Source organism: Heyndrickxia sp. FSL W8-0423, assembly GCF_038009395.1.
Lineage (GTDB): Bacteria > Bacillota > Bacilli > Bacillales > Bacillaceae_C > Heyndrickxia > Heyndrickxia sporothermodurans.
Genome location: NZ_JBBPBE010000001.1, coordinates 3,733,393 through 3,757,896 on the forward strand (window position 1 = coordinate 3,733,393; position 24,504 = coordinate 3,757,896).

At 35.7% G+C, this 24,504-nt stretch carries 26 protein-coding genes, 1 riboswitch and 1 other annotated feature; of the genes, 11 read left to right on the plus strand and 15 right to left on the minus strand.

Annotated elements, in window-relative coordinates:
* Positions 1–180 precede the first annotated feature (180 nt).
* From leuS to MKY81_RS19110, 4 genes are all read right to left on the minus strand, one after another.
* A complete protein-coding gene (gene leuS / locus MKY81_RS19095; protein WP_066235881.1) occupies positions 181–2,595 on the minus strand; it encodes a leucine--tRNA ligase in 2,415 nt (804 codons plus the stop codon).
* 47 nt (positions 2,596–2,642) lie between these two features.
* Positions 2,643–2,873, minus strand: a binding site (T-box leader).
* 63 nt (positions 2,874–2,936) lie between these two features.
* Positions 2,937–4,124 (minus strand): MDR family MFS transporter, encoded by a 1,188-nt coding sequence (locus MKY81_RS19100; RefSeq protein ID WP_108070260.1) that lies wholly within the window; start codon positions 4,122–4,124, stop codon positions 2,937–2,939.
* Between the two features lie 211 nt (positions 4,125–4,335).
* Positions 4,336–4,506 (minus strand): glycogen biosynthesis protein GlgD, encoded by a 171-nt coding sequence (locus MKY81_RS19105; protein WP_066235876.1) that lies wholly within the window; start codon positions 4,504–4,506, stop codon positions 4,336–4,338.
* A 22-nt stretch (positions 4,507–4,528) separates the two neighbouring features.
* The gene (locus MKY81_RS19110; RefSeq protein WP_066235875.1) at positions 4,529–4,804 is read right to left on the minus strand and encodes a YtzC family protein; all 276 of its coding nucleotides are present in this window, start codon (positions 4,802–4,804) and stop codon (positions 4,529–4,531) included.
* A gap of 151 nt (positions 4,805–4,955) precedes the next feature.
* On the opposite strand from MKY81_RS19110, the gene MKY81_RS19115 reads away from it, so the two are divergent.
* The gene (locus MKY81_RS19115; RefSeq protein ID WP_066235874.1) at positions 4,956–5,528 is read left to right on the plus strand and encodes a class I SAM-dependent methyltransferase; all 573 of its coding nucleotides are present in this window, start codon (positions 4,956–4,958) and stop codon (positions 5,526–5,528) included.
* A 60-nt stretch (positions 5,529–5,588) separates the two neighbouring features.
* Here the strand turns inward: MKY81_RS19115 and MKY81_RS19120 are convergent, their stop codons facing one another.
* The gene (locus MKY81_RS19120) at positions 5,589–6,710 is read right to left on the minus strand and encodes a tetraprenyl-beta-curcumene synthase family protein (RefSeq protein WP_108070258.1); all 1,122 of its coding nucleotides are present in this window, start codon (positions 6,708–6,710) and stop codon (positions 5,589–5,591) included.
* Between the two features lie 14 nt (positions 6,711–6,724).
* The gene (locus MKY81_RS19125; RefSeq protein ID WP_066235872.1) at positions 6,725–7,531 is read right to left on the minus strand and encodes an alpha/beta hydrolase; all 807 of its coding nucleotides are present in this window, start codon (positions 7,529–7,531) and stop codon (positions 6,725–6,727) included.
* A gap of 208 nt (positions 7,532–7,739) precedes the next feature.
* Here MKY81_RS19125 and MKY81_RS19130 point away from each other — a divergent pair, with 208 nt between their 5' ends.
* Positions 7,740–8,498, plus strand: a complete 759-nt coding sequence (locus tag MKY81_RS19130) for a C39 family peptidase (RefSeq protein ID WP_066235871.1) — start codon at positions 7,740–7,742, stop codon at positions 8,496–8,498.
* Between the two features lie 23 nt (positions 8,499–8,521).
* Here MKY81_RS19130 and asnB read toward each other — a convergent pair whose 3' ends face one another.
* Together asnB and metK are read right to left on the minus strand one after the other, a co-directional pair.
* Positions 8,522–10,420, minus strand: coding sequence for an asparagine synthase (glutamine-hydrolyzing) (gene asnB / locus MKY81_RS19135; RefSeq protein WP_328007221.1), 1,899 nt, complete (start codon positions 10,418–10,420; stop codon positions 8,522–8,524).
* Positions 10,421–10,670: 250 nt separating this feature from the next.
* On the minus strand, positions 10,671–11,873 hold the full coding sequence (gene metK / locus MKY81_RS19140) for a methionine adenosyltransferase (RefSeq protein WP_107920714.1): 1,203 nt from the start codon (positions 11,871–11,873) through the stop codon (positions 10,671–10,673).
* 204 nt (positions 11,874–12,077) lie between these two features.
* A riboswitch (SAM riboswitch) is annotated at positions 12,078–12,261 on the minus strand.
* Between the two features lie 241 nt (positions 12,262–12,502).
* On the opposite strand from metK, the gene pckA reads away from it, so the two are divergent.
* Positions 12,503–14,092, plus strand: coding sequence for a phosphoenolpyruvate carboxykinase (ATP) (gene pckA / locus MKY81_RS19145; RefSeq protein WP_066235868.1), 1,590 nt, complete (start codon positions 12,503–12,505; stop codon positions 14,090–14,092).
* Between the two features lie 72 nt (positions 14,093–14,164).
* Here pckA and MKY81_RS19150 read toward each other — a convergent pair whose 3' ends face one another.
* Both MKY81_RS19150 and MKY81_RS19155 read right to left on the minus strand, forming a co-directional pair.
* Positions 14,165–14,407, minus strand: a complete 243-nt coding sequence (locus MKY81_RS19150; protein ID WP_066235867.1) for a DUF2584 domain-containing protein — start codon at positions 14,405–14,407, stop codon at positions 14,165–14,167.
* 49 nt (positions 14,408–14,456) lie between these two features.
* The gene (locus MKY81_RS19155; RefSeq protein WP_066235866.1) at positions 14,457–15,251 is read right to left on the minus strand and encodes an alpha/beta hydrolase family protein; all 795 of its coding nucleotides are present in this window, start codon (positions 15,249–15,251) and stop codon (positions 14,457–14,459) included.
* 117 nt (positions 15,252–15,368) lie between these two features.
* Here MKY81_RS19155 and MKY81_RS19160 point away from each other — a divergent pair, with 117 nt between their 5' ends.
* From MKY81_RS19160 to MKY81_RS19175, 4 genes are all read left to right on the plus strand, one after another.
* Positions 15,369–16,373 carry an ABC transporter substrate-binding protein gene (locus tag MKY81_RS19160; RefSeq protein ID WP_341118578.1) on the plus strand — a complete coding sequence of 335 codons (1,005 nt, stop codon included), beginning with the start codon at positions 15,369–15,371 and terminating at the stop codon, positions 16,371–16,373.
* A 17-nt stretch (positions 16,374–16,390) separates the two neighbouring features.
* Positions 16,391–17,164 carry an ABC transporter ATP-binding protein gene (locus tag MKY81_RS19165; RefSeq protein ID WP_066235864.1) on the plus strand — a complete coding sequence of 258 codons (774 nt, stop codon included), beginning with the start codon at positions 16,391–16,393 and terminating at the stop codon, positions 17,162–17,164.
* The gene (locus tag MKY81_RS19170) at positions 17,148–17,957 is read left to right on the plus strand and encodes an ABC transporter permease (RefSeq protein WP_107920718.1); all 810 of its coding nucleotides are present in this window, start codon (positions 17,148–17,150) and stop codon (positions 17,955–17,957) included. The genes MKY81_RS19165 and MKY81_RS19170 overlap by 17 nt, the downstream gene beginning before the upstream one ends.
* 99 nt (positions 17,958–18,056) lie before the next feature.
* Positions 18,057–18,914 carry a DUF6612 family protein gene (locus tag MKY81_RS19175; protein ID WP_341118579.1) on the plus strand — a complete coding sequence of 286 codons (858 nt, stop codon included), beginning with the start codon at positions 18,057–18,059 and terminating at the stop codon, positions 18,912–18,914.
* 39 nt (positions 18,915–18,953) lie between these two features.
* Here MKY81_RS19175 and MKY81_RS19180 read toward each other — a convergent pair whose 3' ends face one another.
* On the minus strand, positions 18,954–19,283 hold the full coding sequence (locus MKY81_RS19180; protein ID WP_107920720.1) for a hydrolase: 330 nt from the start codon (positions 19,281–19,283) through the stop codon (positions 18,954–18,956).
* A gap of 89 nt (positions 19,284–19,372) precedes the next feature.
* On the opposite strand from MKY81_RS19180, the gene MKY81_RS19185 reads away from it, so the two are divergent.
* Positions 19,373–19,633 carry a DUF6154 family protein gene (locus MKY81_RS19185; protein WP_213087565.1) on the plus strand — a complete coding sequence of 87 codons (261 nt, stop codon included), beginning with the start codon at positions 19,373–19,375 and terminating at the stop codon, positions 19,631–19,633.
* 38 nt (positions 19,634–19,671) lie between these two features.
* Here the strand turns inward: MKY81_RS19185 and MKY81_RS19190 are convergent, their stop codons facing one another.
* Positions 19,672–20,118, minus strand: coding sequence for a Dps family protein (locus MKY81_RS19190; protein ID WP_066235860.1), 447 nt, complete (start codon positions 20,116–20,118; stop codon positions 19,672–19,674).
* Positions 20,119–20,245: 127 nt separating this feature from the next.
* Between MKY81_RS19190 and ytzI the strand changes: the two genes are divergently transcribed.
* From ytzI to MKY81_RS19205, 3 genes are all read left to right on the plus strand, one after another.
* Positions 20,246–20,416: a YtzI protein gene (ytzI, locus tag MKY81_RS19195; RefSeq protein ID WP_084347963.1), complete on the plus strand. Its 171-nt coding sequence runs from the start codon at positions 20,246–20,248 to the stop codon at positions 20,414–20,416.
* A 51-nt stretch (positions 20,417–20,467) separates the two neighbouring features.
* A complete protein-coding gene (gene yidD / locus MKY81_RS19200) occupies positions 20,468–20,707 on the plus strand; it encodes a membrane protein insertion efficiency factor YidD (RefSeq protein ID WP_066235859.1) in 240 nt (79 codons plus the stop codon).
* Between the two features lie 91 nt (positions 20,708–20,798).
* On the plus strand, positions 20,799–20,960 hold the full coding sequence (locus MKY81_RS19205) for a DUF1540 domain-containing protein (protein WP_066235858.1): 162 nt from the start codon (positions 20,799–20,801) through the stop codon (positions 20,958–20,960).
* Between the two features lie 21 nt (positions 20,961–20,981).
* Here the strand turns inward: MKY81_RS19205 and menC are convergent, their stop codons facing one another.
* The 3 genes from menC to menB form a co-directional block, all read right to left on the minus strand.
* Entirely contained in the window at positions 20,982–22,094 is a 1,113-nt protein-coding gene (gene menC / locus MKY81_RS19210) for an o-succinylbenzoate synthase (RefSeq protein WP_108070249.1), read from the minus strand.
* 4 nt (positions 22,095–22,098) lie between these two features.
* On the minus strand, positions 22,099–23,574 hold the full coding sequence (locus tag MKY81_RS19215; RefSeq protein WP_108070247.1) for an o-succinylbenzoate--CoA ligase: 1,476 nt from the start codon (positions 23,572–23,574) through the stop codon (positions 22,099–22,101).
* A gap of 81 nt (positions 23,575–23,655) precedes the next feature.
* The gene (gene menB / locus MKY81_RS19220) at positions 23,656–24,474 is read right to left on the minus strand and encodes a 1,4-dihydroxy-2-naphthoyl-CoA synthase (protein ID WP_066235855.1); all 819 of its coding nucleotides are present in this window, start codon (positions 24,472–24,474) and stop codon (positions 23,656–23,658) included.
* Positions 24,475–24,504 lie beyond the last annotated feature (30 nt).

Consider the following 24,504-nt stretch of genomic DNA (forward strand, 5'->3'; position numbering starts at 1 on the left):
AATAACCGATAAATAATTTTTTAGATAGAATTGACATACAGAAAATTTTGTATTATAATACAGAATTTTTTGCAAACAAAAAAACATGCAGAACCCTTCATTTATAAGGGTCTGCATGTAGAATTTCAAAGAATAAAAATTTTTATTTGGATAAATATACCGCTTTATCCGCTATTTTAGTTAGTTCGCAACAATATTTACGAGCTTTCCGGGAACGGCTATCACTTTTCGGACCGTTTTCCCTTCAATTAATTCTTTTACTTTAGCATCATTCATTACTTCTGATTCTAGCTGTTCACGAGTGATTTCACGAGAAACCATCATTTTTGAACGAACTTTTCCATTTAGCTGAATAACGATTTCAACCTCTGAATCAACTAGTTTTGATTCGTCATATGTTGGCCATGGTTCGTATGAAATTGTTTCACTATGACCTAGTTTACTCCAAAGTTCTTCTGAAATATGTGGACAGATCGGTGAAAGTAATTTAACAAATCCTTCAATATACGCTTTTGGTAAAACATCCACTTTGTATGCATCATTGATAAATACCATCATTTGCGAAATAGCAGTATTAAAACCTAAGTTTTCGTAGTCTTCTGTAACTTTCTTAACGGTTTGATGGTATACTTTTTCAAGAACTTCACTATTACCGGTTTGAACTTTATTAGAGATTTGGCCATCTTCATCGACTAACAATCTCCAGATACGGTCAAGGAATCTTCTTGCACCGTCTAATCCATTTGTCGACCAGGCAATCGATGCATCTAATGGACCCATAAACATTTCATAAAGGCGTAGCGTATCTGCGCCATGACTATCTATGATTTTATCAGGGTTGACGACATTTCCTTTTGATTTACTCATTTTTTCATTATTTTCGCCTAGAATCATTCCTTGGTTAAATAGCTTTTGGAATGGTTCTTTCGTAGGGACTACACCGATATCGTACAAAAATTTATGCCAAAATCTTGCATACAATAGGTGGAGTACTGCATGTTCCTGACCACCTATATAAATATCTACTGGCAACCATTTTTTTAATTTATCAAAATCTGCAATTGCTTTATCATTTTTAGGATCAATATAGCGCAAGAAATACCAGCTGCTTCCAGCCCATTGCGGCATCGTATTCGTTTCACGTCTACCTTTCTTACCGGTAGCGGGATCTTCAACATTTACCCAGTCGGCAATATTTGCTAAAGGTGATTCCCCTGTACCAGATGGCTTAATTTCCTTTGTTACCGGAAGAGTTAACGGAAGTTCATCTTCAGGCACTGGTGTCATTGTCCCATCTTCCCAATGAATAATAGGAATTGGTTCCCCCCAATAACGTTGACGGCTAAATAACCAGTCACGAAGGCGATAGGTTACTTTCTTCGTTCCCACATTTTTTTCTTCAAGCCACGCAATCATTTTTTCAATTGCTTCTTGTTTGTTAAGACCATCGAGGAATTCTGAATTAATATGTTCACCATCACCTGTGTATGCTTCCTTCTCGATGTCACCACCGGAAAGAACGGCTTTTATTTCAAGCCCGAATTTTTTTGCAAATTCATAATCCCTTTCATCATGTGCAGGAACCGCCATAATCGCTCCTGTTCCATAGCTCATAAGCACATAATCTGCGATCCAGATTGGCATTTTTTCATTATTCACAGGATTAATTGCGTATGCACCAGTAAACACACCTGTTTTATTTTTCGCTAAATCTGTTCGTTCAAGATCGCTTTTTGATTTAATTTGCTCCAAATATGTAGCAATTGCTGATTTTTGTGCTTCTGTAGAAATTACCTCAACTAGTGGATGTTCTGGAGCAAGAACAGCATATGTTGCACCAAACAAAGTATCCGGGCGCGTTGTAAATACTGTAAATGTTTCTTCTGTATTTTCAATTTTGAAAGTAACCTCTGCTCCTTCAGAACGGCCAATCCAATTTCTTTGCATTTCTTTTAAGTTTTCCGGCCAATCTAGCTCATCCAAATCATCTAGTAAACGATCAGCATAGGCAGTAATTTTAAGCATCCATTGTTTCATCGGACGGCGTTCTACCGGATGGCCGCCGCGTTCACTTTTCCCATCAATAACTTCCTCATTTGCCAGTACTGTACCAAGAGCAGGACACCAATTCACTGCTACTTCATCAATATAGGCAAGACCTTTTTCATACAGCTTTAGGAAAATCCATTGCGTCCATTTATAATAATCGGTATCGGTCGTATTCACTTCACGTTCCCAATCATATGAGAACCCAAGTGCTTTTATTTGACGTCGAAACGTTTCAATATTGTGTTTTGTGAATTCCGCAGGATCATTCCCTGTATCAATCGCATATTGCTCAGCAGGTAAACCAAATGCATCCCATCCCATTGGATGAAGAACATTATATCCTTGCATACGTTTCATTCTTGAAACGATATCTGTTGCTGTATAGCCTTCAGGGTGTCCTACATGTAGGCCTGCCCCGGATGGATAAGGAAACATGTCTAGTGCATAGAAATTTTTCTTATTCTCATCCTCAGTTGTTCGAAATGTATTGTTTTGTTCCCAATACTTTTGCCATTTTTCTTCAATTTCATGATGATTAAAGCTCATGAATCACGACCTCCTAATTTTTTCATACAAAAAACCCCTCATCCCAATAAAGGGACGAGAGGTAAAATTTTCTCCCGCGGTACCACCCAAATTAGTGTAAACACCACTCACTTCATTCATCCTTAACGCGGAAAACGGCAAATACTACTTAATCCTAAAGATGGATGTTCACATTTGCAACTCAAAGGTGAGTTCATGATGGTCTTGGTTGGCTTACACCGGCCGCCAACTCTCTTAATCAAGGGGACATCATTACTATTCCTTATCAACGTTAAACTATCTGATAATTGTATTTACCATTCTATCCAATTTTATTCAATCTTTCAAGCCCTTTTTAACACTCACATCGAAATGGACTGTTTTTCCTCTTTTGATTTTAAAGGACGGTCATAGATTAAAGATAGAACAATGGATATAACCAATAGAATTAGCAATACTTTAAATAATATGGACATCGAATATAAATCGACTAAAATACCGCCCAATAATGGACCAATCATTCGTCCGCCAGTCGCTGTACTATTAACAATCCCTTGAAAGAAGCCTTCTTTTCCTTTTGGCGCTAAACTATCGGCAATAGTAGGAACGGTCGGCCATACAAACATCTCACCAATGGTTAAAATGATCATTGCAGCTAAAAATCCTTTGAAATTTGATGCATAACCGGCAATACCAAACGAAATCATAAAAATAATAATTCCCGTAATGATGGGTGCTTTTAAATTGGTTCCAAAACGTTTTACGATTGGATTTAATAATGGCTGCCCCAAAACAATTAATGCGCCATTAATCGTCCACAGCATACTATATTGTCCAAGTGAAATATTTATTTCTTGCGTGTATGTGGAAATCGTAGACTGCCATTGCACATATCCGACCCAACATAATAAGTAGCCGCTGCACAAAATCAACAGAGCGATTAATTTTGTTCCGCTTTTCACGACTTTTTTCTCTTGAATGACTGAAGTATAGTTTCCTCGATCAATGTTAATTTTTCGATAACCGAAAAAGGCAATCAAGAAAAAGACAATAAACATAATTAAGTTAGCAAGAAAGATATAATCAAAAGAAAAAGAAGCAACAAAACCACCAAGTGCCGAACCAACTGCAACACCAAAATTTTGCGCAATATAAACGGCATTAAAAGCTTTTCTTCCCCCTTCTTTCCAGACTGCACCTGCCATCGCAAACATCGCCGGTACAATGATACCCGCTCCAAGCCCAATAATTGTTAAAAAGATTGGATATAGCGGCCATCCATGCCAAAAAGTCATTCCGATTAAAGATAAGATTGTAATCATTATTCCAAGTAAAATCGAACGAAAACCGCCGATTTTATCGTATAAGTTTCCACCAATTAAATTTCCTATTACGCTTGCAGCCGAATTTAACATTAAAACAATTCCTGCAACCGATAATGATTTCCCCAAGTGATCATGAATATAAATAGCATTTAACGGCCATAAAAAAGAAGAGCCAGTAACATTCACCATCATACCGATCACTAAAAGCCATAAGGATCTAGGCATGAAAATCGCTCCCTTCCTCCCCAATATTTACATTCCTACATCATTTTATTTCTTTTTATAACTTGCTTCAAGTGGCAAATCTCAAAAAAGCATACACATAATATTCTGTTAATCATTAAAAAGATGAGAGCGCCTTTCTAGGCAGTTGGAGCAGGACAAAAATGTAAAAAAGAGCGAGCTTGTCGCTCACTCCTTTATTATTTTCACTTGTTTAATCAGGATTTTCGATATGTTGTTTAGAGCGTATTGGCTGACTCTTTTTGGAATTTTGTTTCTTCAATTCTTTAACTGGATCGTAATCTTGCCCAACTTCCATATCTTGATTATTTATACCGTTTTTTGTTTTTTGTTCCGGGTTATTTTGTTTTGATCGTTTTTTCATAATATCCTCCGTAAATAAAGAATTATTGTGGTCGGTCATGATTTAATAGAGTCATTTGATTTTGCAGCTGTTGAATCTGTAATCTCATTCGATGTAATTGTTCTCTTTGTTGGGAATTAGCACTATTTGCAAGCTGGGCTAATTCATTGTATGAACCTTCAAGCTGCTGCATTGCATATTGATATTCATTATCGTAATAATGCTCCTGCCTGCTTCCTTCGATAAACTGTTCTTTTGCATAGCTAATCGCTTCTTCACATCGTTGAATATGTTCGCTAACAGATTGTCTTGTTGCCAATTTATGACTCCTCCTTTTATATGACGGAGTTTTAAGGCATAGCATGCCTCAACATTATTTTGTTCATTTGTTTACGGACTATGTTGGCAATTTCGAGGAAATAAATTAGACTTGTATCATTAAAGAAATTCAAATATTTAGAGGTGTAATTGTGAAACTTCAAAAAATTTTAGACTTTTCCCATACGTTACTAAAAAAAGCAATTTCCCCCAATGACATTGTCGTGGATGCTACGGTAGGCAACGGGCATGATACCGAGTTTTTAGCAAAATTGGTTGGACAAAATGGGCATGTATATGGCTTTGATATTCAGGAAGAGGCATTGATGCATGCGCGAGACTATTTGGACAAGGAAAACCTGTTAACTAATATTACTCTTTTTAACAAAGGGCACGAAACGATTAAAGATACCATTCCTTCACACCATTTTGGAAAAATTTCCGCCGCTATTTTTAATTTAGGGTACTTGCCTGGCGGGGATAAACAAATTGTTACACATTCCTCAACAACTATTGCAGCAGTCGAACAGCTTTTAGAAATAATGAGTCCCGAAGCAATGATTGTTGTTGTCATTTATCACGGTCATCCGGAAGGTGCAATTGAAAAAGATGAAGTGATGAATTTTGTAAAAAGTATCGATCAAAAAAAGGCCCATGTTTTAAAATACGAGTTCATTAATCAAATAAATAACCCGCCATTTATCATCGCTATTGAAAAACGATAACCAATATCGGTTATCGTTTTTTTTGCTGTCCAGCGCAAGTAGCCTAGCTTTCCGCTTTTCTTAGTGTAGCTCTGCACTTCTTTTTTTCGTTTTTAACAAAGCTTTTAAAACTCCTGTTGGGATTAAACTTTTTATTTTTCGGTATGCTCGTCCATTCCAATAAAAAAAGTAGCTAATTGATCCCCCATGTTTAATTAATTCTCTCGCTATTTTTTGAACATCTTTTTGTTTACTCACTTTATCATCAGATAAATAAACAGCTAAAAGCCCTCGATTAATAAATTTATGGAATTTCTGATCAGGCAATTTTTCCGTATGTATATCTGCCTCTGTTAAAAAGTGTGTTAATCGTTCAAACATTTCTTCATTATTATCATAATAGAAACAGAAGTTTAAATCTCCACCTTCTCGATCTTCATCCTGATCGATAAAATAATCAAGAAGGATGTGCAAACCTTGAATATAAGGAAAATACCCTTCACGAATGCTTTTTGCGTGGTCCTCAATAAAATCTTTTCGGAAACAATAAGATACGAGACAAAATATTCCCAATGTGGAACCGGAGCATGCGGAAAATTCATGCCATCCCATTTGCGGTAAGGATGATTGATATGTTTTGAACCATGATTGTAAACGAGGCTCTCTTTCCTCAACTTTTACATGCTTATGTACTTGTAAATCACAGTAATACTGGCATAATTCTAATAAAGAATCTCTTATTAGATCATATTTTGTTAACGAAGATAATACTTTTTGGCATGTTAAGACCAATTCCTCTAAATAGCCGCCATCATCTTGATCATCCCGAAGTCGATAATAATTTTTCGTTTTTGCATGAATCGATAACGAATCTCTCATCGACTCGTGTAACGCTTCAAAATCAGCGGGATCTAAAGAGGTGCTTCTGTCACAAAGATTATCCAAGTAATCACTAATTGTTTGATACGCTACAATAAACTTTATTGCCTCATCCCTACGATCAAGAGCTAATAATGCAAGAATGGAACCACCTTCACAATGAAAAGTTTTATGCTCAATACTAGCTAATGCTTGGTTTCTAAGTTCTTGGTTGGGGATTGATGCAGCTTTTTCTTTCCAGTACATTAATTCACGATGAACAGTCGGAAATACTTTCCTGTACACCTGATTCATCAATGAAAATGGATTCGAAGGGACGGACATCTTTAAAAATCACCTCAATTAATTATATAGCCTAAAGCGCGAAGTCTTGTTTCGACAAAATTCTTTGCATATTGGAAAGCTTCTTCCCGTTCCGGTTCATTAAATATTTCATGAAAGCTATTTGGCCAAACTTTATATTGTTTCTCGGAAAGTGTTACTTTATTAAACCAATCGTTTACAGCTTGTTTATTTACAATTTTATCATTTCCACCTTGTAAAACCAAAAAAGGAATATCTGGTATTTTCGACATATTTGTGAAGGCCAGTTTCATTGCCTGTACTAATTCTCTGTACCATCTGACAGAAATTTTTGTTACATATAAAGAATCATTTAAAGCGAGCTCTCGTGCTTCCTCATTTCTTGTTACATCCTCTATCGTTAAGCCACTGGAAAATTTCACTTTCGGAGCAACTTTATTCATTAATACTGATAGAAAACTTAAAAATTTTGAAGGATAGGTAACTAAATCTAAACATGGCGCGGATAAAATTACGCCCGCAAGATTTAATCTTTCTTCTTGAAGGGTCCGAATGACCGCCAAACCTCCCATACTATGTCCAAATAGAAATACTGGTACATCAAATTGATAGGCCGTTTGTACCCAATCTTTTATTTCGAAAATATATTCATCAAAGGAATCGATATGACCTCTTTGGGATCTTGTTGTCATTCCTTGTCCTGGCAAATCTCCCATTATTACATGGTAGCCTGATGAACGCCACATTTCAATGAGCCAACTATATCTCCCATGATGCTCCATCGCACCATGGACCATTACGATAATAGCTTTTGGACCTTGATCCGCTTCCCATTTCCACATATCTGATACCTCCTTAATTCAAGCATAGTAATCTCTTCCTAATTATAAAAGAAAAAAGCAAAATAGGAAAAGAGCCTTTTATATTGTACCCATTTATATAAATGAAAAAATAAAATGGATCGCTCTTTTTTATTTACTTTATAATAAAAACTTTAATATTGACGAAAAATGCCGATGTATATAGTAAGGATAATGTAAAGGTGATTTTATGAAATCTATTATAGCAGGTTTTACAGCATTTCTATTTTTTATTATTATTTTTATTTATGGCTATCAAAATTTTGAACATGCCAGTGAAATGGCGGACCGAACAATTGATTTAAACAACCAAAATTCAAAACAATATTCGATTGTGAAAATAAAGGACAAGGTTCTTTTAGATATTCCCGTCACTTCACAATTTCCAGAATTAGCTCGTGGATGCGAAGTAACTAGCTTGTCTATGTTACTAAATTCAGCAGGAATCAAAAGTGATAAAATGACCCTTGCGAAACAAATTAAAAAAGATCCGACACCACGCAAAATAATTAACAACAACATTTATTATGGGCACCCAAACGACGGATTTGTCGGCGATATATATACGTATAGTAAACCGGGACTTGGTGTTTATGTTCAACCAATAATTGAATTAGCGAATAAATATTTGCCTGGTAAAATAGTTAACCTAACGAAAAGCTCATTTGATGAATTAAAAATACCTTTATCAAACGGGCAACCAATCTGGGTAATTATTAATACACAATACAAAAAGCTCCCTGATTCCTATTTTACAACATGGCATACAAAAAAAGGTGCCATCCGCATTACTAGTAAAGAACATTCAGTATTAATTACAGGTTACGATAAAAACTTTATTTATTTCAACGATCCACTGACTGGTAAGAAAAATAAAAAAGCACCCATTAACGACTTTAAAGAAGCCTGGGTGCAGATGGGCAGCCAAGCGATTACATACCACGAATAGGTATGTAAACCGCGGCTGCTATTTTAAATATTAACCCCTTCAGTTTGGAGCTTATATTGTTTTTGGAAATCATATTTTTCTTCTAAGTATACTGCATGCCATATCATAAAGATGAGGACAGTCCATATTTTACGACTATGATCCATTTTCCCTTGGCAATGTTCCTCTAAAAGATTTAAAACATAATGCTTATTAATGATGTGATCGGTGCCACTTTCATGAATAATTTGTTTTGCCCAATCATGCATTTCATCTTTTAGCCAATGACGGATTGGTACCGGGAAGCCAAGTTTCTTTCGAGTTAACACATGATCCGGAACGACGCCTTCAGCCGCTTTTCTTAAGATGTATTTCGTTGTATTATTTGCTGTTTTTAAACTTGTCGGTATTTTGGAAGCAATTTTAAAGACTTCTTTATCTAAAAATGGAACCCTTAATTCTAATGAATGTGCCATCGTCATTTTATCCGCTTTTAATAAAATATCACCGCGCATCCATGTATGAATATCAATGTACTGCATTCGATCAACCGGATCGTAATTTTTCGTTTCAGCATACAGTTGTTTTGTAATGTCTGTATATTCTAATCCTGACCGATATTGTGCTAGCAGATCCTTTTTCTCGGATTCACTGTACATCTTTGCATTTCCAATATATCTTTGTTCCATCGGTGTTACTCCACGCTCAATAAAGCTTTTCCCTTTCACACCTTCAGGTAAAATTTTCGCTAATGCTTTTAATAAAGACTTACCAACGGCAGGAATTTTATTAAATACTTCTAGTGATTGCGGTTCTCTATAAATATTATAACCGCCAAATAATTCATCCGCACCTTCACCAGATAAAACAACTGTTACATGCTTTCTTGCTTCACGTGCCACGAAATACAAAGGAACGCATGCAGGGTCCGCTAACGGATCATCTAAATGCCAAATAATTTTTGGCAATTCCTTCATATATTCATCCGGGGTAATTATATAACTAATATTTTCGACACCAAGTTTATCCGCTGTTTCTTTTGCTACATCAATTTCACTGAAGCCATTGTGTTCAAATCCGACTGAGAATGTTTTGATGTTTGGATGATATTGCTTCGCAATGGACGCAATAATCGAAGAATCAATCCCACCAGATAAGAATGAACCTACTGGTACGTCACTTCTCATATGAACGTTGACAGAATCAAATAAGACGTCTCTAATTTCCTTAATAAATTCATCTTCAGATTTTTGTACAGGCTGGAAGGACGCTTTCCAATAGCGTTTGATCTCCATTGGTTTTCCTAATTTTTTAATAAAATAATGGCCTGGTTCTAGTTTTTTGATTCCTGCTGTCATGGTTTCCGGTTCCGGCACAAATTGAAATGTCATATAATGTTGAGCAGCTTCATAATTTAATTCTTCATGCTCCATTGCGAGCAGAATACTTTTCTTTTCAGAAGCAAAGAATGTACGTCCTTTTTCTTCTTTATAAAAGAATGGCTTAATACCAAATGGATCGCGAGCACCAATCAATGTTTGCTCCTGTTTATCCCAAATAGTAAAAGCAAACATGCCGCGAAGCTTAGAAACTGCGTCTTCTTTATAGTAGCTGTACAGTGCAATGATAACTTCCGTATCAGAAGCCGTTTCAAAAGTTAGCCCCGCTTCAATCAATTCATTTCGTAATTCCACATAGTTATAAATTTCACCATTAAAAATAATCCAATATCGTTCATTTTCATATGTTAGCGGCTGGTGTCCGCTTTCTATATCAATAATACTCAATCTGCGGAAACCAAATTGAATATGCTCATCTTCAAAAAATCCTTCATCATCAGGACCACGATGAGTAATAATATCATTCATGTTTTTAAATAGTTGTCTGTCTGTTTCTCTTAATCCAACCTCGTTGTCATGTATACAACCAACAAATCCACACATTATGTATGTCACCTACTCCATTCCAAATTAACATACTTATTTATTACTATTTTATATTTTATTGAATACGTGATTCCAATGACCTGCCATAATGGGCAAGTATTCAACATTTTTCACACCATACTATACTATCATTTTTTTTTCCTTTTTGCAGTAGACAATATATATAATTTATTGGTAAGAACTGCGAATACTTATTTTTACAAAAGTAAGTGGAGTTACAAATACTGTAACTCCACTTGCAAAAGTATTATTTATTTAAAGTTTCTTTACGTAAGTTTTCGGCTTTATCTGTTCTTTCCCATGGAAGGTCAAGATCATGACGTCCGAAATGACCGTAAGCAGCTGTTTGTTTATAAATTGGGCGACGTAAATCTAACATTTTAATAATTCCTGCCGGGCGTAAATCAAAATGTTTACGTACTGCATCAATTAATACATCTTCAGATGCTTTTCCGGTACCAAATGTATCAATGGAAATAGATACCGGTTGAGCAACCCCAATTGCATAGGCAAGTTGGACTTCACATTTATCAGCTAATCCCGCTGCAACAATGTTTTTAGCTACATATCGTGCCGCATAAGCAGCAGAGCGGTCAACTTTTGTTGGATCTTTTCCGGAGAATGCTCCTCCGCCATGACGCGCATAACCGCCATACGTATCAACAATGATTTTTCGGCCAGTTAGCCCAGCATCACCTTGAGGTCCGCCAATAACGAAACGGCCTGTAGGATTAATAAAGTATTTCGTTTCCTCGTCAATTAACTCACTAGGAACAACTGGATTAATTACGTGTTCTTTAATATTGCGTTGAATTTGTTCCAAGCTAATTTCAGGATGGTGTTGGGTAGAAACGACGATTGTATCAATACGAATTGGTCGATCATTTTCATCATATTCTACTGTTACTTGTGTTTTTGCATCAGGTCGTAAATATGGCAATATTTCTTCCTTACGCACCTCTGCAATCCGACGAGCTAATTTATGTGCTAGAGAAATCGGTAACGGCATAAGTTCTTTCGTTTCATTGCAAGCAAAACCAAACATTAAGCCTTGGTCACCTGCACCGATTGCTTCAATTTCATCATCAGACATTTGACCTTCGCGTGCTTCCAATGCTTTATCGACACCCATAGCAATATCCGCTGATTGTTCATCGATTGATGTTAGGACTGCACATGTTTCTGAATCAAAGCCATATTTTGCACGTGTATATCCGATATCTTTAATTGTTCCACGAACAATTTTTGGAATGTCGACATATGTATTAGTTGTAATTTCTCCAGCTACTAACACAAGACCTGTCGTAACTGAAGTTTCACAAGCTACACGGGCATTCGGATCTTTTTCTAAGATTGCATCTAAAATGGCATCTGAAATTTGGTCACAGATTTTATCTGGATGTCCCTCAGTCACGGATTCAGACGTGAATAAACGACGCTTATTTGACATTTTTATTCCTCCCTCATACAATTACTATCTATTTTTACGCCTCACGGTACTCATTCCCTAATAGTATGAAATAAACCACAGATTTTATCCTAAACATAAAAATCCGGGTTCATAGGTTTCGAAAGTGGGTAATATCAAAAATGAATAAAACCCTTCCCCATCATATGTACTATGTGAGGAAAGGTTCATTACCCATGCCTTTCACTCTTATCGTTCAAGGATTTTACCTTGCCTCAGGTTAGCACCGTGCGTCCTAGCTGTTAGAAGTAAGATGTTAGAATTTTGAGGAGCAAAACCTGCTTCTCTTTCTAACTTCCAAATCACTAACTATAGAATGTCGGTTGCCGGGTTTCATTGGGCCTGTCCCTCCACCAGCTCGGGATAAGAGTATCCGTTCAAGGTAAAATATTACGCAATTTGTTGGATGGTGTCAATAAATAATTTTTCTATTTTAAACTTGTACAATTGACTTCCTTATTATATTGTGGAATTGAAAAAACTTTTAATTTAACAATTTCATATATTTTAAAAAAATGCGCACATATAGTATAGACTATATATATAATTGTGTTATACTAATTAACGAATAAAAGGATACTTAAATTTTTTATAAAGGAAGGTTAGTATAAATGAAATCAGCTACTTTTTCAAATACATTAACAAATGTTTTAGCCGGAAAAAACGTCCTTACTCAATTAGCTGTACCTCAATTAGTGGAAAAGGTATTAGAACGGGGTGAAGGAATCTTAACATCAACAGGTGCGGTCCGTGCTGAAACTGGAAAATATACTGGCCGTTCCCCTAAAGATAAATATATTGTTGAAGAAGCTTCTTCAAAAGATGCAATCGATTGGGGTTCTGTAAATCAACCAATCTCCGAGGAATCATTTAATAAATTATATACAAAGGTGATTAATTACTTACAAGAGCAAGAAGAAGTATTTGTTTTTAAAGGATTTGCGGGTGCTGACAAAAGAAATCAATTACCGATCCAAGTGGTAAATGAATATGCTTGGCATAATCTATTTGCGCAACAATTATTTATTCGACCAACCGAAGAGGAACTAAAAACCCATGAAGCACAATTTACTATTTTATCTGCTCCCAATGTGAAAGCGGATCCATTAACAGATGGGACTAATTCGGAAACGTTTGTCGTTGTTTCGTTTGAACGTCGGATTATTCTTATAGGCGGTACTGAGTATGCCGGTGAAATGAAGAAAAGTATTTTTTCAATCATGAATTATCTTTTACCTCAAAATGATATTCTACCGATGCATTGTTCCGCAAATGTAGGTGCTGAAGGAGATGTCGCTTTATTCTTCGGATTATCCGGAACGGGCAAAACGACGTTATCTGCGGATCCAAATCGCCGCTTAATTGGTGATGATGAACATGGATGGTCATCGAATGGTGTATTTAATATAGAAGGTGGATGCTATGCAAAATGCATCGGTCTTACTCGCGAAAAAGAGCCACAGATCTATGATGCAATTCGATTCGGTGCAGTTTTAGAAAATGTAATGGTCGACGAATTGACTCGTGAACCATTATATGATGATGCGACATTAACTGAAAATACACGTGCTGCATACCAAATCCAAGCAATTGACAATATCGTTGAACCAAGTATTGCTGGACACCCACAAACAATTGTCTTTTTAACAGCAGATGCTTTCGGGGTATTACCTCCAATCAGCAAATTAACAAAAGAGCAAGCAATGTATCATTTCCTAAGTGGGTATACTTCCAAACTAGCGGGAACAGAACGTGGAGTTACTTCTCCAGAAGCCACTTTCTCAACTTGTTTTGGTTCACCATTTTTACCTTTGCCAGCTACAGTATACGCTGAAATGCTAGGGAAAAAGATTGATGAGCATGGGGTTCAAGTCTTCTTAGTCAATACAGGTTGGACTGGCGGAGAATATGGGGTAGGAAGCCGGATGAAATTAAGTTATACAAGAGCAATGGTTCAGGCTGCATTAGAAGGAGAACTTCAATCGGTCGAAACAAAACAGGATGATATTTTCGGATTGCACATTCCATTACATGTACCCGGAGTGCCTGATGAAGTGTTGATTCCTAATAAAACATGGGAAAACCAACAGGCATATGATGAAAAAGCACAAGAGCTTGCCACAAAGTTCAAAGAAAACTTTAAGAAATTCGGTCATCTTTCACAAGAAATTGAAATGCATGGCGGTCCAATTATAAAATAATATAAAGGAAAGGGACTGGAAGAAAATGACTAACATTTTCCTTCCAGTCCCTTTCCTTTATATCGATTATCATTAATTACTTGAATTCAATGAAATTAGTTGGTATGTGATTTTCGTTTTTTCACTTTCCCACTCAAGCTTTCTAATTACCGCAGTTCCTCTTGTTTCACTTTCTTTCGTTTTACGTATATCCATTGGAATATCAATTGGATACAAACGGTATCCTTCCTTTTCCAATATGAATAAGTTTTCTTCTAATCTTTTTTCATTTCCTTTAGTTATGATCATTGTATTTAATTCTAATGGCATCCCCATCGTTACAGCCTCCCCTTTCGAACATAATATTCCTTTTATTTTACCATGTTTATGACCTGTTTTTCATCCAGGAGCATAAATCAGTAACAATTTGACGGTTTATTGCAGGTGGAAAATAATGAGTATAATTTGGAAAATACCATGTCTCAACTTCTTTTTTATAAACTTTTAACCTTTCTTCCAATCTTATTGCATGTTCAATTGAAACATTCCTGTCTTTTACTCCGTGAATAATTAATACTGGTTGATTAAGTCTGTCGATCGAATATAAAGGGGTTCGCTCTTGATAAAGTTCAGGATATTTTTTTGGTGTCCCTCCAATTACTCGTTTCAACATTTTACGTAAATCTTTTCTTTCATAATAAGTAAGGAACATATCGGATACACCTCCCCATGTCACTACCGATTTAGCATCATTTCGATTGATCGCAGTATGAAGAGCCATTATCCCTCCTCTTGAAAATCCAAAAATATGTATTCGATTACTTTTTACTCTTCGGTACTGCTTCAAAAGATCAAAAGCAGTATATGCATCTTTTCGATCTTCTCCCCCAAAATCTTCATTCCCTTCCCCACCGCGATTTCCTCGATAAAAAGGGGCAAATACAATAAATCCCTCCGCTGCAAATTGCCCAATACGAGCAGGTCTTACCATACCGACGTTTTTAATTCCCCCTCTTAAATAGAGAAAACCATCATATTCTTTATCATCTCGTGGTTCAGCTAATAACCCCTTAACCTTCAACCCATCTGATATATAGGTTATCATACACATTCGAACGTTTGGATTCGGAGAAGGAAAAGGCTGCTTCTCAATTACGTATGAACTGATACTAATTTGCATTACATTTTAACCTCCAACCTTTTACTTCTAACCTCTAAAAAATAGGCATTCACACATTTTTATGTTTATCATACGATACTTTATCAGAATTAGTAACAAAAAGGAGGATAATGGGTCATGAAAAAAGGGCTTAAAATTAGCTTCTCACTATTAATGACCGCCATTCTTATTTTTTCCCTAGGTGCCTGTTCCAAAACAGAATCCTTAAAGAAAGTTCGAGTGGCAGAAGTTACACGTTCGGTTTTCTATACACCACAATATGTCGCAATTGAAAAAGGTTTTTTTAAAGATGAAGGACTGGACATTGATTTAAAAACAACCGCTGGTGGAGATAAAACGATGACTACATTATTATCTGATGGAGCAGATGTAGCATTAGTTGGTTCTGAAACGTCCATTTACGTTTATGCACAAGGGGCTGAAGATCCGGTCATTAATTTTGCCCAACTAACGAGAACAGATGGAACCTTCTTAGTTTCTCGCGAAAAAAAGGAAGACTTCTCATGGGATCAGTTAAAAGGGTCCACTTTCCTCGGTCAGCGTAAAGGCGGTATGCCGCAAATGGTTGGCGAATTTGTACTAAAAGATAAGGGAATCGAACCTCATAAAGATTTGAAATTAATTCAAAACATTGATTTTGCTAATGTCGCAAACGCTTTTGCTTCCGGAACCGGGGACTATGTTCAATTATTCGAGCCGACGGCATCCGTTTTTGAAAAAGAAGGGAAAGGTCATATTGTTGCCTCTTTCGGTAAGGAATCCGGTAGTGTGCCCTACACCGATTACATGGCGAAAGAAAGTTTTCTTAAAAAAAATAAAGATACACTTGAAAAATTTGTTCGTGCTATTTATAAGGCAGCTAAATGGGTAGAAGAAAATGATCCTAAAGAAGTGGCCGAAGTCGTTCAACCATTCTTTGAAGATGTTGATGTTGAAATCTTAGCCTCTTCCATTGAACGATATCAAAAGCAAGGTTCATTTGGAACAGATTTAATATTAAATGAAGAAGGCTGGAATCACCTACAAGATATCCTGGAAGAAGCTGGTGAATTACCAAAAAGAGTCGACTATAAAACACTAGTCAATACTTCCATCGCTGAAAAAGCTTTACAAAATAAATAAGGAGGTTTTCTTATACTATGAGCTTCCTAACCGTCCAAAATGTCCACCATAGTTACTTCACACCGAAATCAGTGACAAACGCCTTACAAAATATAAGTTTTGACATAGAGGAAGGGGAGTTTATTTCCTTAGTAGGACCTAGTGGCTGCGGAAAAACAACAATGCTATCCATACTGTCTGGTTTAATTTCACCAACGGAAGGAAAAGTATTGATTGATGGCAGGTTACCTAATTCGCAAACGACTTCAATTGGATATATGCTCCAACAAGATTATTTATTTCCGTGGAAAACAATCGAAGAAAATATTTTACTAGGGTTAAAACTTCAAAATCAACTAACCGCGGAAAAAAAGGAGAAAACGCTCGGACTCCTTAAAGAAATCGGTTTAAGTGGAATTGAAATGCAATATCCTAAACAGCTTTCAGGTGGAATGAGACAAAGGGTCGCATTAGTGCGAACACTTGCGATCAATCCGAAAATATTATTTTTAGATGAGCCTTTCTCTGCATTAGATTACCAAACAAAATTAAAATTAGAGGATTTAGTCTTTGATACGCTTAAAGCCTATCGAAAAACAGCAGTCCTTGTCACCCATGACATTGGAGAAGCCATTTCGATGAGTGACCGAATATTATTATTTAATGCTAAGCCGGGAAGATTACACAAAGTATTCTCCGTTCCAGAGGAATTGCGCAATCTCCGTCCATTTGATGTAAGAAGTAAAGAAGCGTATTCAATATTATTTCAAGAAATTTGGAAGGAGTTGGAGTCACTTGAAAATGACGGATAATACCGAACTCCTTCATCAACAATATCTTCATCACTTGAGAAAAGAAAAAAGATTGGTTCGTCTATATCAAATTATCATCTTATTTGCATTTTTCGCTTTATGGGAAGTAGCCAGTCGTTACCATTGGATTAACCCGCTTATCTTTAGTTCACCGTCAAAAATATGGAAATTATTCATTAGTAAACTTCAAGATGGCAGTTTGTATTTGCATACCGGGGTGACTGTATATGAAACGATGCTGGGATTCATACTTGGAACTCTTTTAGGTGCTATATTAGCTGGTATTCTTTGGTGGTCTCCAAAACTCTCAAAAATTCTCGACCCTTATCTCGTTGTTTTTAATGCGATGCCAAAAGTTGCATTTGGTCCAATGTTAATTGTTATTTTCGGAACAGGTTTAAATTCCAGTATTGCGATGGGCATCATTATTTCAGTTATCGTAACAACCATCGTTATCTATACAGCATTTCGTGATGTCGACCCAAACTATATAAAAGTATTACAAACATTTGGTGCTTCGAGGGGACAAAAGTTTAAAGAGGCCATTCTTCCTGCAACTTTTCCAACTATTATCTCAACCTTAAAAGTAAATGTTGGATTATCTTGGGTTGGTGTTATTGTCGGTGAGTATTTAGTTGCATCAAAAGGTCTTGGTTATTTAATCATCTACGGCTTCCAAGTATTTAATTTCACCTTAGTTATGCTTTCATTAATGATTGTTGCTGTCATTGCTACAATTATGTACCAATTAGTTGCTATATTAGAAAAAAAATTAGTGAAAAAAGATTCATGAAAATTCGTCGATATTTTATAATCGGCGAATTTTTTATGAAACCTTTTTCGGATGATATCGTACATATAAGTGATAACAAAAAGGAGTGATATTCGTTTTATGAAAAAATTATTAATTAGTCTCGTTTCAGTTATGTTTATATTCAGCTTAGCTGCTTGTAGCGAGACAGCCGATCCAGTCGATTCAAAAGTCAAACCTCAGAAGAAGGATAGTCTAACTCTTAAGGAAGTATTTGAAAAAACGACAGACGCATCTAAAAATTTAAAAAGTGTGCATATGGATATGGATCTTAAGCAAGAAATGACGGCACCAAGTCAACCAACACCAATGAATATTAATTCAAATATGTCTATTGATATGGTGTTGAATCCGTTAGCGATGTACCAAAAAATGAAAATGAATGTTGAAGGCGGGGATGACGCCACTCAAAACCAAGATATGGATATGGAGTCATATTTGACGAAGGAAGGTTTCTTTTTATATGATCCAGCATCAAAACAATGGATGCAAATGCCTGAAGAGCTATCAAAGCAAATATTACAAATGCCTGAACAACAAGCAAACCCTGCTGAACAACTTAAACAATTACAACAATTTACTGATGATTTCTCATTCAAACAAGATGATAACCAATATATTTTGAATTTGAAAGCATCCGGAGAGAAGTTTGATCAGTTTTTAAAGGAAAATGCCAAACAAATGATGCCAGATGGTCTTAAAGAAAATGCCGATGCACTTAATAACATTACCTTTAAAAATGTTAACTATGAAATATTTATTGATAAAAAGACATTTAATGTTAATTCATTAAACATGACGCAAGAAATGGAAATGGCTATGGAAGGCCAAAAAATAAATTTAAAGCAAGAAATGAAAGGAACGTACTCAAATTACAATAAAGTAAATGAAATTAAAGTTCCTAAAGAAGTAAAAGATACTGCCAAAAAAATTAATTAATTTATCATCCAGCAACTTGCTAAAGTTGCTGGATTTTCGTTATTCCGACGTAAAATCCTTTAAAATACCAATATTGTCAATATGCTGCTTTGCCTCTTGATCCCCTAATTCATAAATCATTTGATACACTTTAAGCATGTGTTTATCATATTCATCATTCGAGCGATCATGATGATACTCCCTAAAAGGAATATGTGCCCGCCAAAATCCGTCTATTTCCTCATCATAATTAGCATCAAAAATTTGCCTTAAACGAGTAATCTCCTCATCAGTTGCTTCTATTTTAAAATTCCATGGAGAATCAGTTGAGCTCCTCGATATTTCTCCACTGCCGACATTAATATAATAGGTGTTTTTTTGCTGATCCATTCCTGCACTCCTCACGTAAAGATAAATTTATTCTATATGTATCGTTTCCCACAAATTAAGCAAAAATATTCTTAAGTCATGAAAAAAGGATGATTAGTGTGAGACTTGTCGATGAGCTATTTGAATTTTATCAAAATCGTTTGACTGGAGACGACGAGGATATTGATATCATTGCATATGCAGTACTTGAAGAATCGGATCGAAATGATTTAATGAAAATAGTTGAAGACATGAATGACGAGGAATTCCAATACTTTATTAGTCTCTATTTAATTGAAAGCCTTAAAAACAAATTTGCCGGTCATACTACCGATGTAACCCACCATACGAAATCGAAATTTTTGCATTAAAGAAGGAAACTGTTCACCATAACAGTTTCCTCTATTTTTTATCCTAAATATGCTTTTAACATCCAAACATGTTTTTCTAATTCGCCTTGAAGCGAAATAAACATATCTCCTGTCACTTCATCTTTTGCATCATTAGCTAAAGCAATTCCTTCCTTCAATTCACCAATAAGGATGGTAAAATCATTTACAACTTCTTTCACCATTTCATCAGCTGCCGGAATGGTTTCGGCTTCTTTTATACTCGATAATTCCAATGAACCTTTCAACGTGGATACTGGTTTGCCATTAATAGCAAGTAACCTTTCAGCGAATTCATCAATAACGGAGTCTGCTTTATTGTATAACTCCTCTAATTTTTCATGAAGTGAAAAGAAATGATGACCTTTTACATACCAATGAAAATGATGGAGCTTTGTATAAAGTACTGTCCAGTTTGCTACTTGTTTATTTAATACCTCTTGGACTTCTTGTAATTGTTTTTCCATATGTATCTCCTCCTAAAATGTATATACCCTTTCACAAATTTGTTTAAACATATAGTTATATCTTTCACAAAAAATGAATTTACATGCTAAAATATAGGTTAGATATTTAATTAGGAGGTTTAATCCATTGTACACATTCATTATGATTGTATCGATTTTAATTATTATCGTGATTATTCTCGCATCCGCTCTAACAACTTCAAAAGCGTATTCGTACAAGCATACAATAGATCCTATTGAAAATAATCCTAATATCAAAACAAATAATGATGAAATAAACAAAAAGAGCGATTCTTAATTATTTCCTCAATTGTACAAATAATTTTTTTACAAGGATGTCCTACTTCTTATGATAAAATTTATTTTTATTAAAATAATTCGATTTTATCAAATTGTTATATCCCCACTTAAGCCGCCAACATGTCGCTTTTACCCGACATGTTCTCAATATGGACTCGAGGCGGTAAAACGATTTGGTGCATTTCATGGGGGTTTTTTAACCATTAAAAGAATACTTAAATGCCACCCCTTACATCCGGGCGGTTTTGATCCTGTTCCTGAAAAAAAGAAACATCCCCGAAATGATTAGTAATCAATGGCGTTACTTTCCAATCATAGATCTTCCCACTAATACAGAAACTAATTTTGTATCATAAAAACCTTTTAAGGGGTGAGGTACAATGGCAAAAGATGTATTATGTGAAGTGAATAATTGTCATTATTGGGCAAAGGGAAATCGCTGTTCTGCAGATGAAATATACGTAGTTAGCCATAAAGGGGATCAAGCAAAAAATACAGAAGAAACTGATTGCAAAACATTTAAACCTGAAGGTAACTGGTAATATAAAACTGCAAGTACTACTTTAGTGCTTGCAGTTTATATTTTCGTGATAGGTAGTCACTTGATGAAGCCGATTAAAATTTATATCAAAACCAATTCCTGGCTGATTCGGAACTTTTACTTTTCCATTAGCTACTTCTACTTGAGGATATATGATATCCTCTTCCCAAAAGCGATTGGATGCAGAAAGATCTCCTGGAATGGTAAAACCCTCTTTTGTAGAAAGAGCTATATTATGTGCTCTGGACACTCCAAACTCAATCATTCCTCCGCACCAGACTTGAATATTGTTTTTTTGACATAAATCATGTATAGCAATTGCATTGTGTAAACCGCCAACACGGCCAATTTTAATATTAATGACACCGCAACTATTAAGCCGAATTGCACTTTCGGCATCATGATAAGTAATGATACTTTCATCAAGGCAAATTGGAGTTTTCAATTCTTTTTGTAAAATCGAATGTTCAACAATATCATCAACGGCTAATGGCTGCTCAATCATTAACAAATTAAACTCGTCAAGCGATTTTAATACATCTATATCATTTAATGTGTAAGAAGAATTAGCATCTGCCATTAAAGCGAGATCAGGGAAATATGTGCGAATTTCTTTAATAAGCTGATAATCTTTCCCAGGTTTAATTTTTACTTTAACTCGTTCATATCCATCTTCTAAATAAACGTGTATTTGTTCAATCGCATCATTTATATTAGCTGTTCCAACAACTACTCCAGCAAGCACTTCATCTCGAACACCATTAACCACTGTCCAAAGCGGTTTTGATACAAGTTTTGAATATAAGTCCCATATAGCTGTTTCAAGCCCCGCCTTTGCCATATGGTTTCCTCTAATATGGTTAAAAATCATTTGGAGATCATTTGGATGATTTATTTGTTTATCCAAAACTAATGGGATTAAAAGATCCTTTAACATGTGATAACAAGTTTTAACCGTTTCTTCTGTGTACCATGGCGTGGAAAATGCGACAACTTCTCCATAGCCTTTTTCCCCTTGTTCATCAATTACTTCCAAAATGATTCCTTCTCGTTCGTTGACCGTTTCTAATGCTGTAGTAAACGGCTGTTTTAAAGGCATTTTAATAATGAAAATATTTACTTCGTGAATTCGCATATGATCATCCTTTTGGAATTAACTCTATTAATTTTCGACGGAGTAGTTTATTCGATGCATTTCTAGGCAGTTCATTGACAAAATAAATTTTGCTCGGAATTTTATATTTAGCAAGTCTTTTTTGACAATACGTAATTAATTCAGCTTCCTCAATGAATTGTTTACAAACAACAAACCCAATTGGAACCTGGCCCCATAGTGAATGGTCGATACCTGTTATACCCGCTTCCACAACGTTTGGATGTGATAACAATACATCTTCAATTTCAGCAGGATAAATATTCTCCCCGCCAGAAATAATTAAATCTGAACGTCGATCAAGAACAAATAAATACCCCTCTTCATCTACATAACCTATATCACCCGTGAAAAACCAGCCGTTTTTAAAATGTTCACGATTGGCTTCCATTCGATTTAAATATCCAATCGTAATATTGGGGCCTTTCACAACGATTTCGCCCGGTTGATGAGCAGCTAATTGTTTTCCATCTAACATTATTTTTAGCTGTGAAGGGAATAACGGTTTACCCGCTGAACCAATCTTTAATAAACTATCTTCGGGAGATAAAGTGACAATTTGAGAGGAAGTTTCAGTCATACCGTACGATTGAAAGACAGGAATATTTTTCTCTAAACATGCCTCAAGCAATGATTTAGGTGCAGGGCCGCCTCCTAAAAGCATGCAGCGGAAACGTTCATGGTAACGATTTTCTTTCAAATCTTCAAGCAATCGATGAAGCATTGTACTTACTACTGACATAATCGTTACACTGCCTGATTGCAACCTCTCATTAATGATTTTCTCATTAAATTGTTCATATAAATAAACCGGCATTCCATAAATAACACTTCTCATTAAAATGGATAATCCGCTTATATGAAACAAAGGGACCGCACATAGCCAACCGTCATCTTCCCCTAATCCAAGATTTAAGGCTGAGCCTATCGCACTCCACCAATGATTCCCGTATGTTTGAAGTACTCCTTTAGGGTTGCCAGTCGTTCCTGAGGTGTACATGATTGAACATACATCATCCATTAAATATTCATTAACAATTGGATAGTTTTCTTCCTTTTGTTCTTTAACTTCTTCAACTGTCTTTATTACTAGAGTTGGATATATGTCATGGATTTCTGCTAGTTTATTTTCTAAATCTTTTTCACCAATTACTAAAGCTGTTTGACTATCTTTTAATTGAAAAACCATTTCACTTGCGGTTAGTCGATGATTCAAGAATACGGTGGTAATACCTAATTGCTGTAATGCATGAATAATTATTACTGTATGCGGACGATTCGCCAAAAGAAGCGCAACTGAATCTTTTCTTTTCACACCTAGTGATGCAATTTTCTTTGCATATACTTCAACTTCTTTATACAGTTCTGAAAAGCTCCACTCTTTATTGTCAAATAGAAGGGCCTTTCGTTTCGGTGTTAAAAACGCTCTTTGCTTTAAAAAGTTTGGTATTATATTGTTCATACATATCACCTTTTTGTAGAATTTCTATAAAAAAGCTTGATGGAGTATACCATCAAGCTTTTTTAAACTTTACAATTTAAATCAAGGGAAACGAGGAAATTTTCCGAAATCAGGCTTACGTTTTTCCTTAAATGCATCGCGTCCTTCTTTTGCTTCGTCGGTTGTATAATACAATAATGTAGCATCCCCACCAAATTGCTGAAGGCCAGCTAAACCATCTGTATCAGCATTAAACGAAGCTTTTAAGAAACGAAGCGCAGTTGAACTCTTCTCAAGAATTTCTTCACACCATTTAATCGTTTCTTCCTCAAGTTTTTCAAGAGGTACAACTGTATTAACAAGCCCCATGTCTAATGCTTCCTGTGCATTGTATTGACGGCATAGGTACCAAATTTCTCTTGCTTTCTTATGTCCAACGATACGAGCTAAATAGCCTGCGCCATATCCGGCATCAAAGCTGCCTACTTTAGGGCCAGTTTGTCCAAAAATAGCGTTGTCAGCAGCAATTGTAAGATCACAAACAATATGTAATACATGACCACCACCAATTGCATAACCTGCTACCATAGCAATGACCGGTTTTGGGGTAAAACGAATTAATCTTTGTAAATCGAGAACATTTAGTCGTGGAATATTGTCTTCACCTACATATCCACCGTGACCGCGAACCTTTTGATCTCCTCCAGAGCAAAAAGCTTTCTCACCCATACCAGTTAAGATAATAACACCTATCTTTGAATCATCACGTGCACGAGAAAATGCATCAATCATTTCGTTAACTGTTTTTGGGGTAAATGCATTATGTACATGTGGACGATTAATTGTTATTTTGGCAATTCCATTATAAGATTCATAAAGAATTTCATCATATTCTCTTTCTGTTTGCCATTCTACAGCCATGTAATATCCTCCCTTTAAAAATTAAATTCA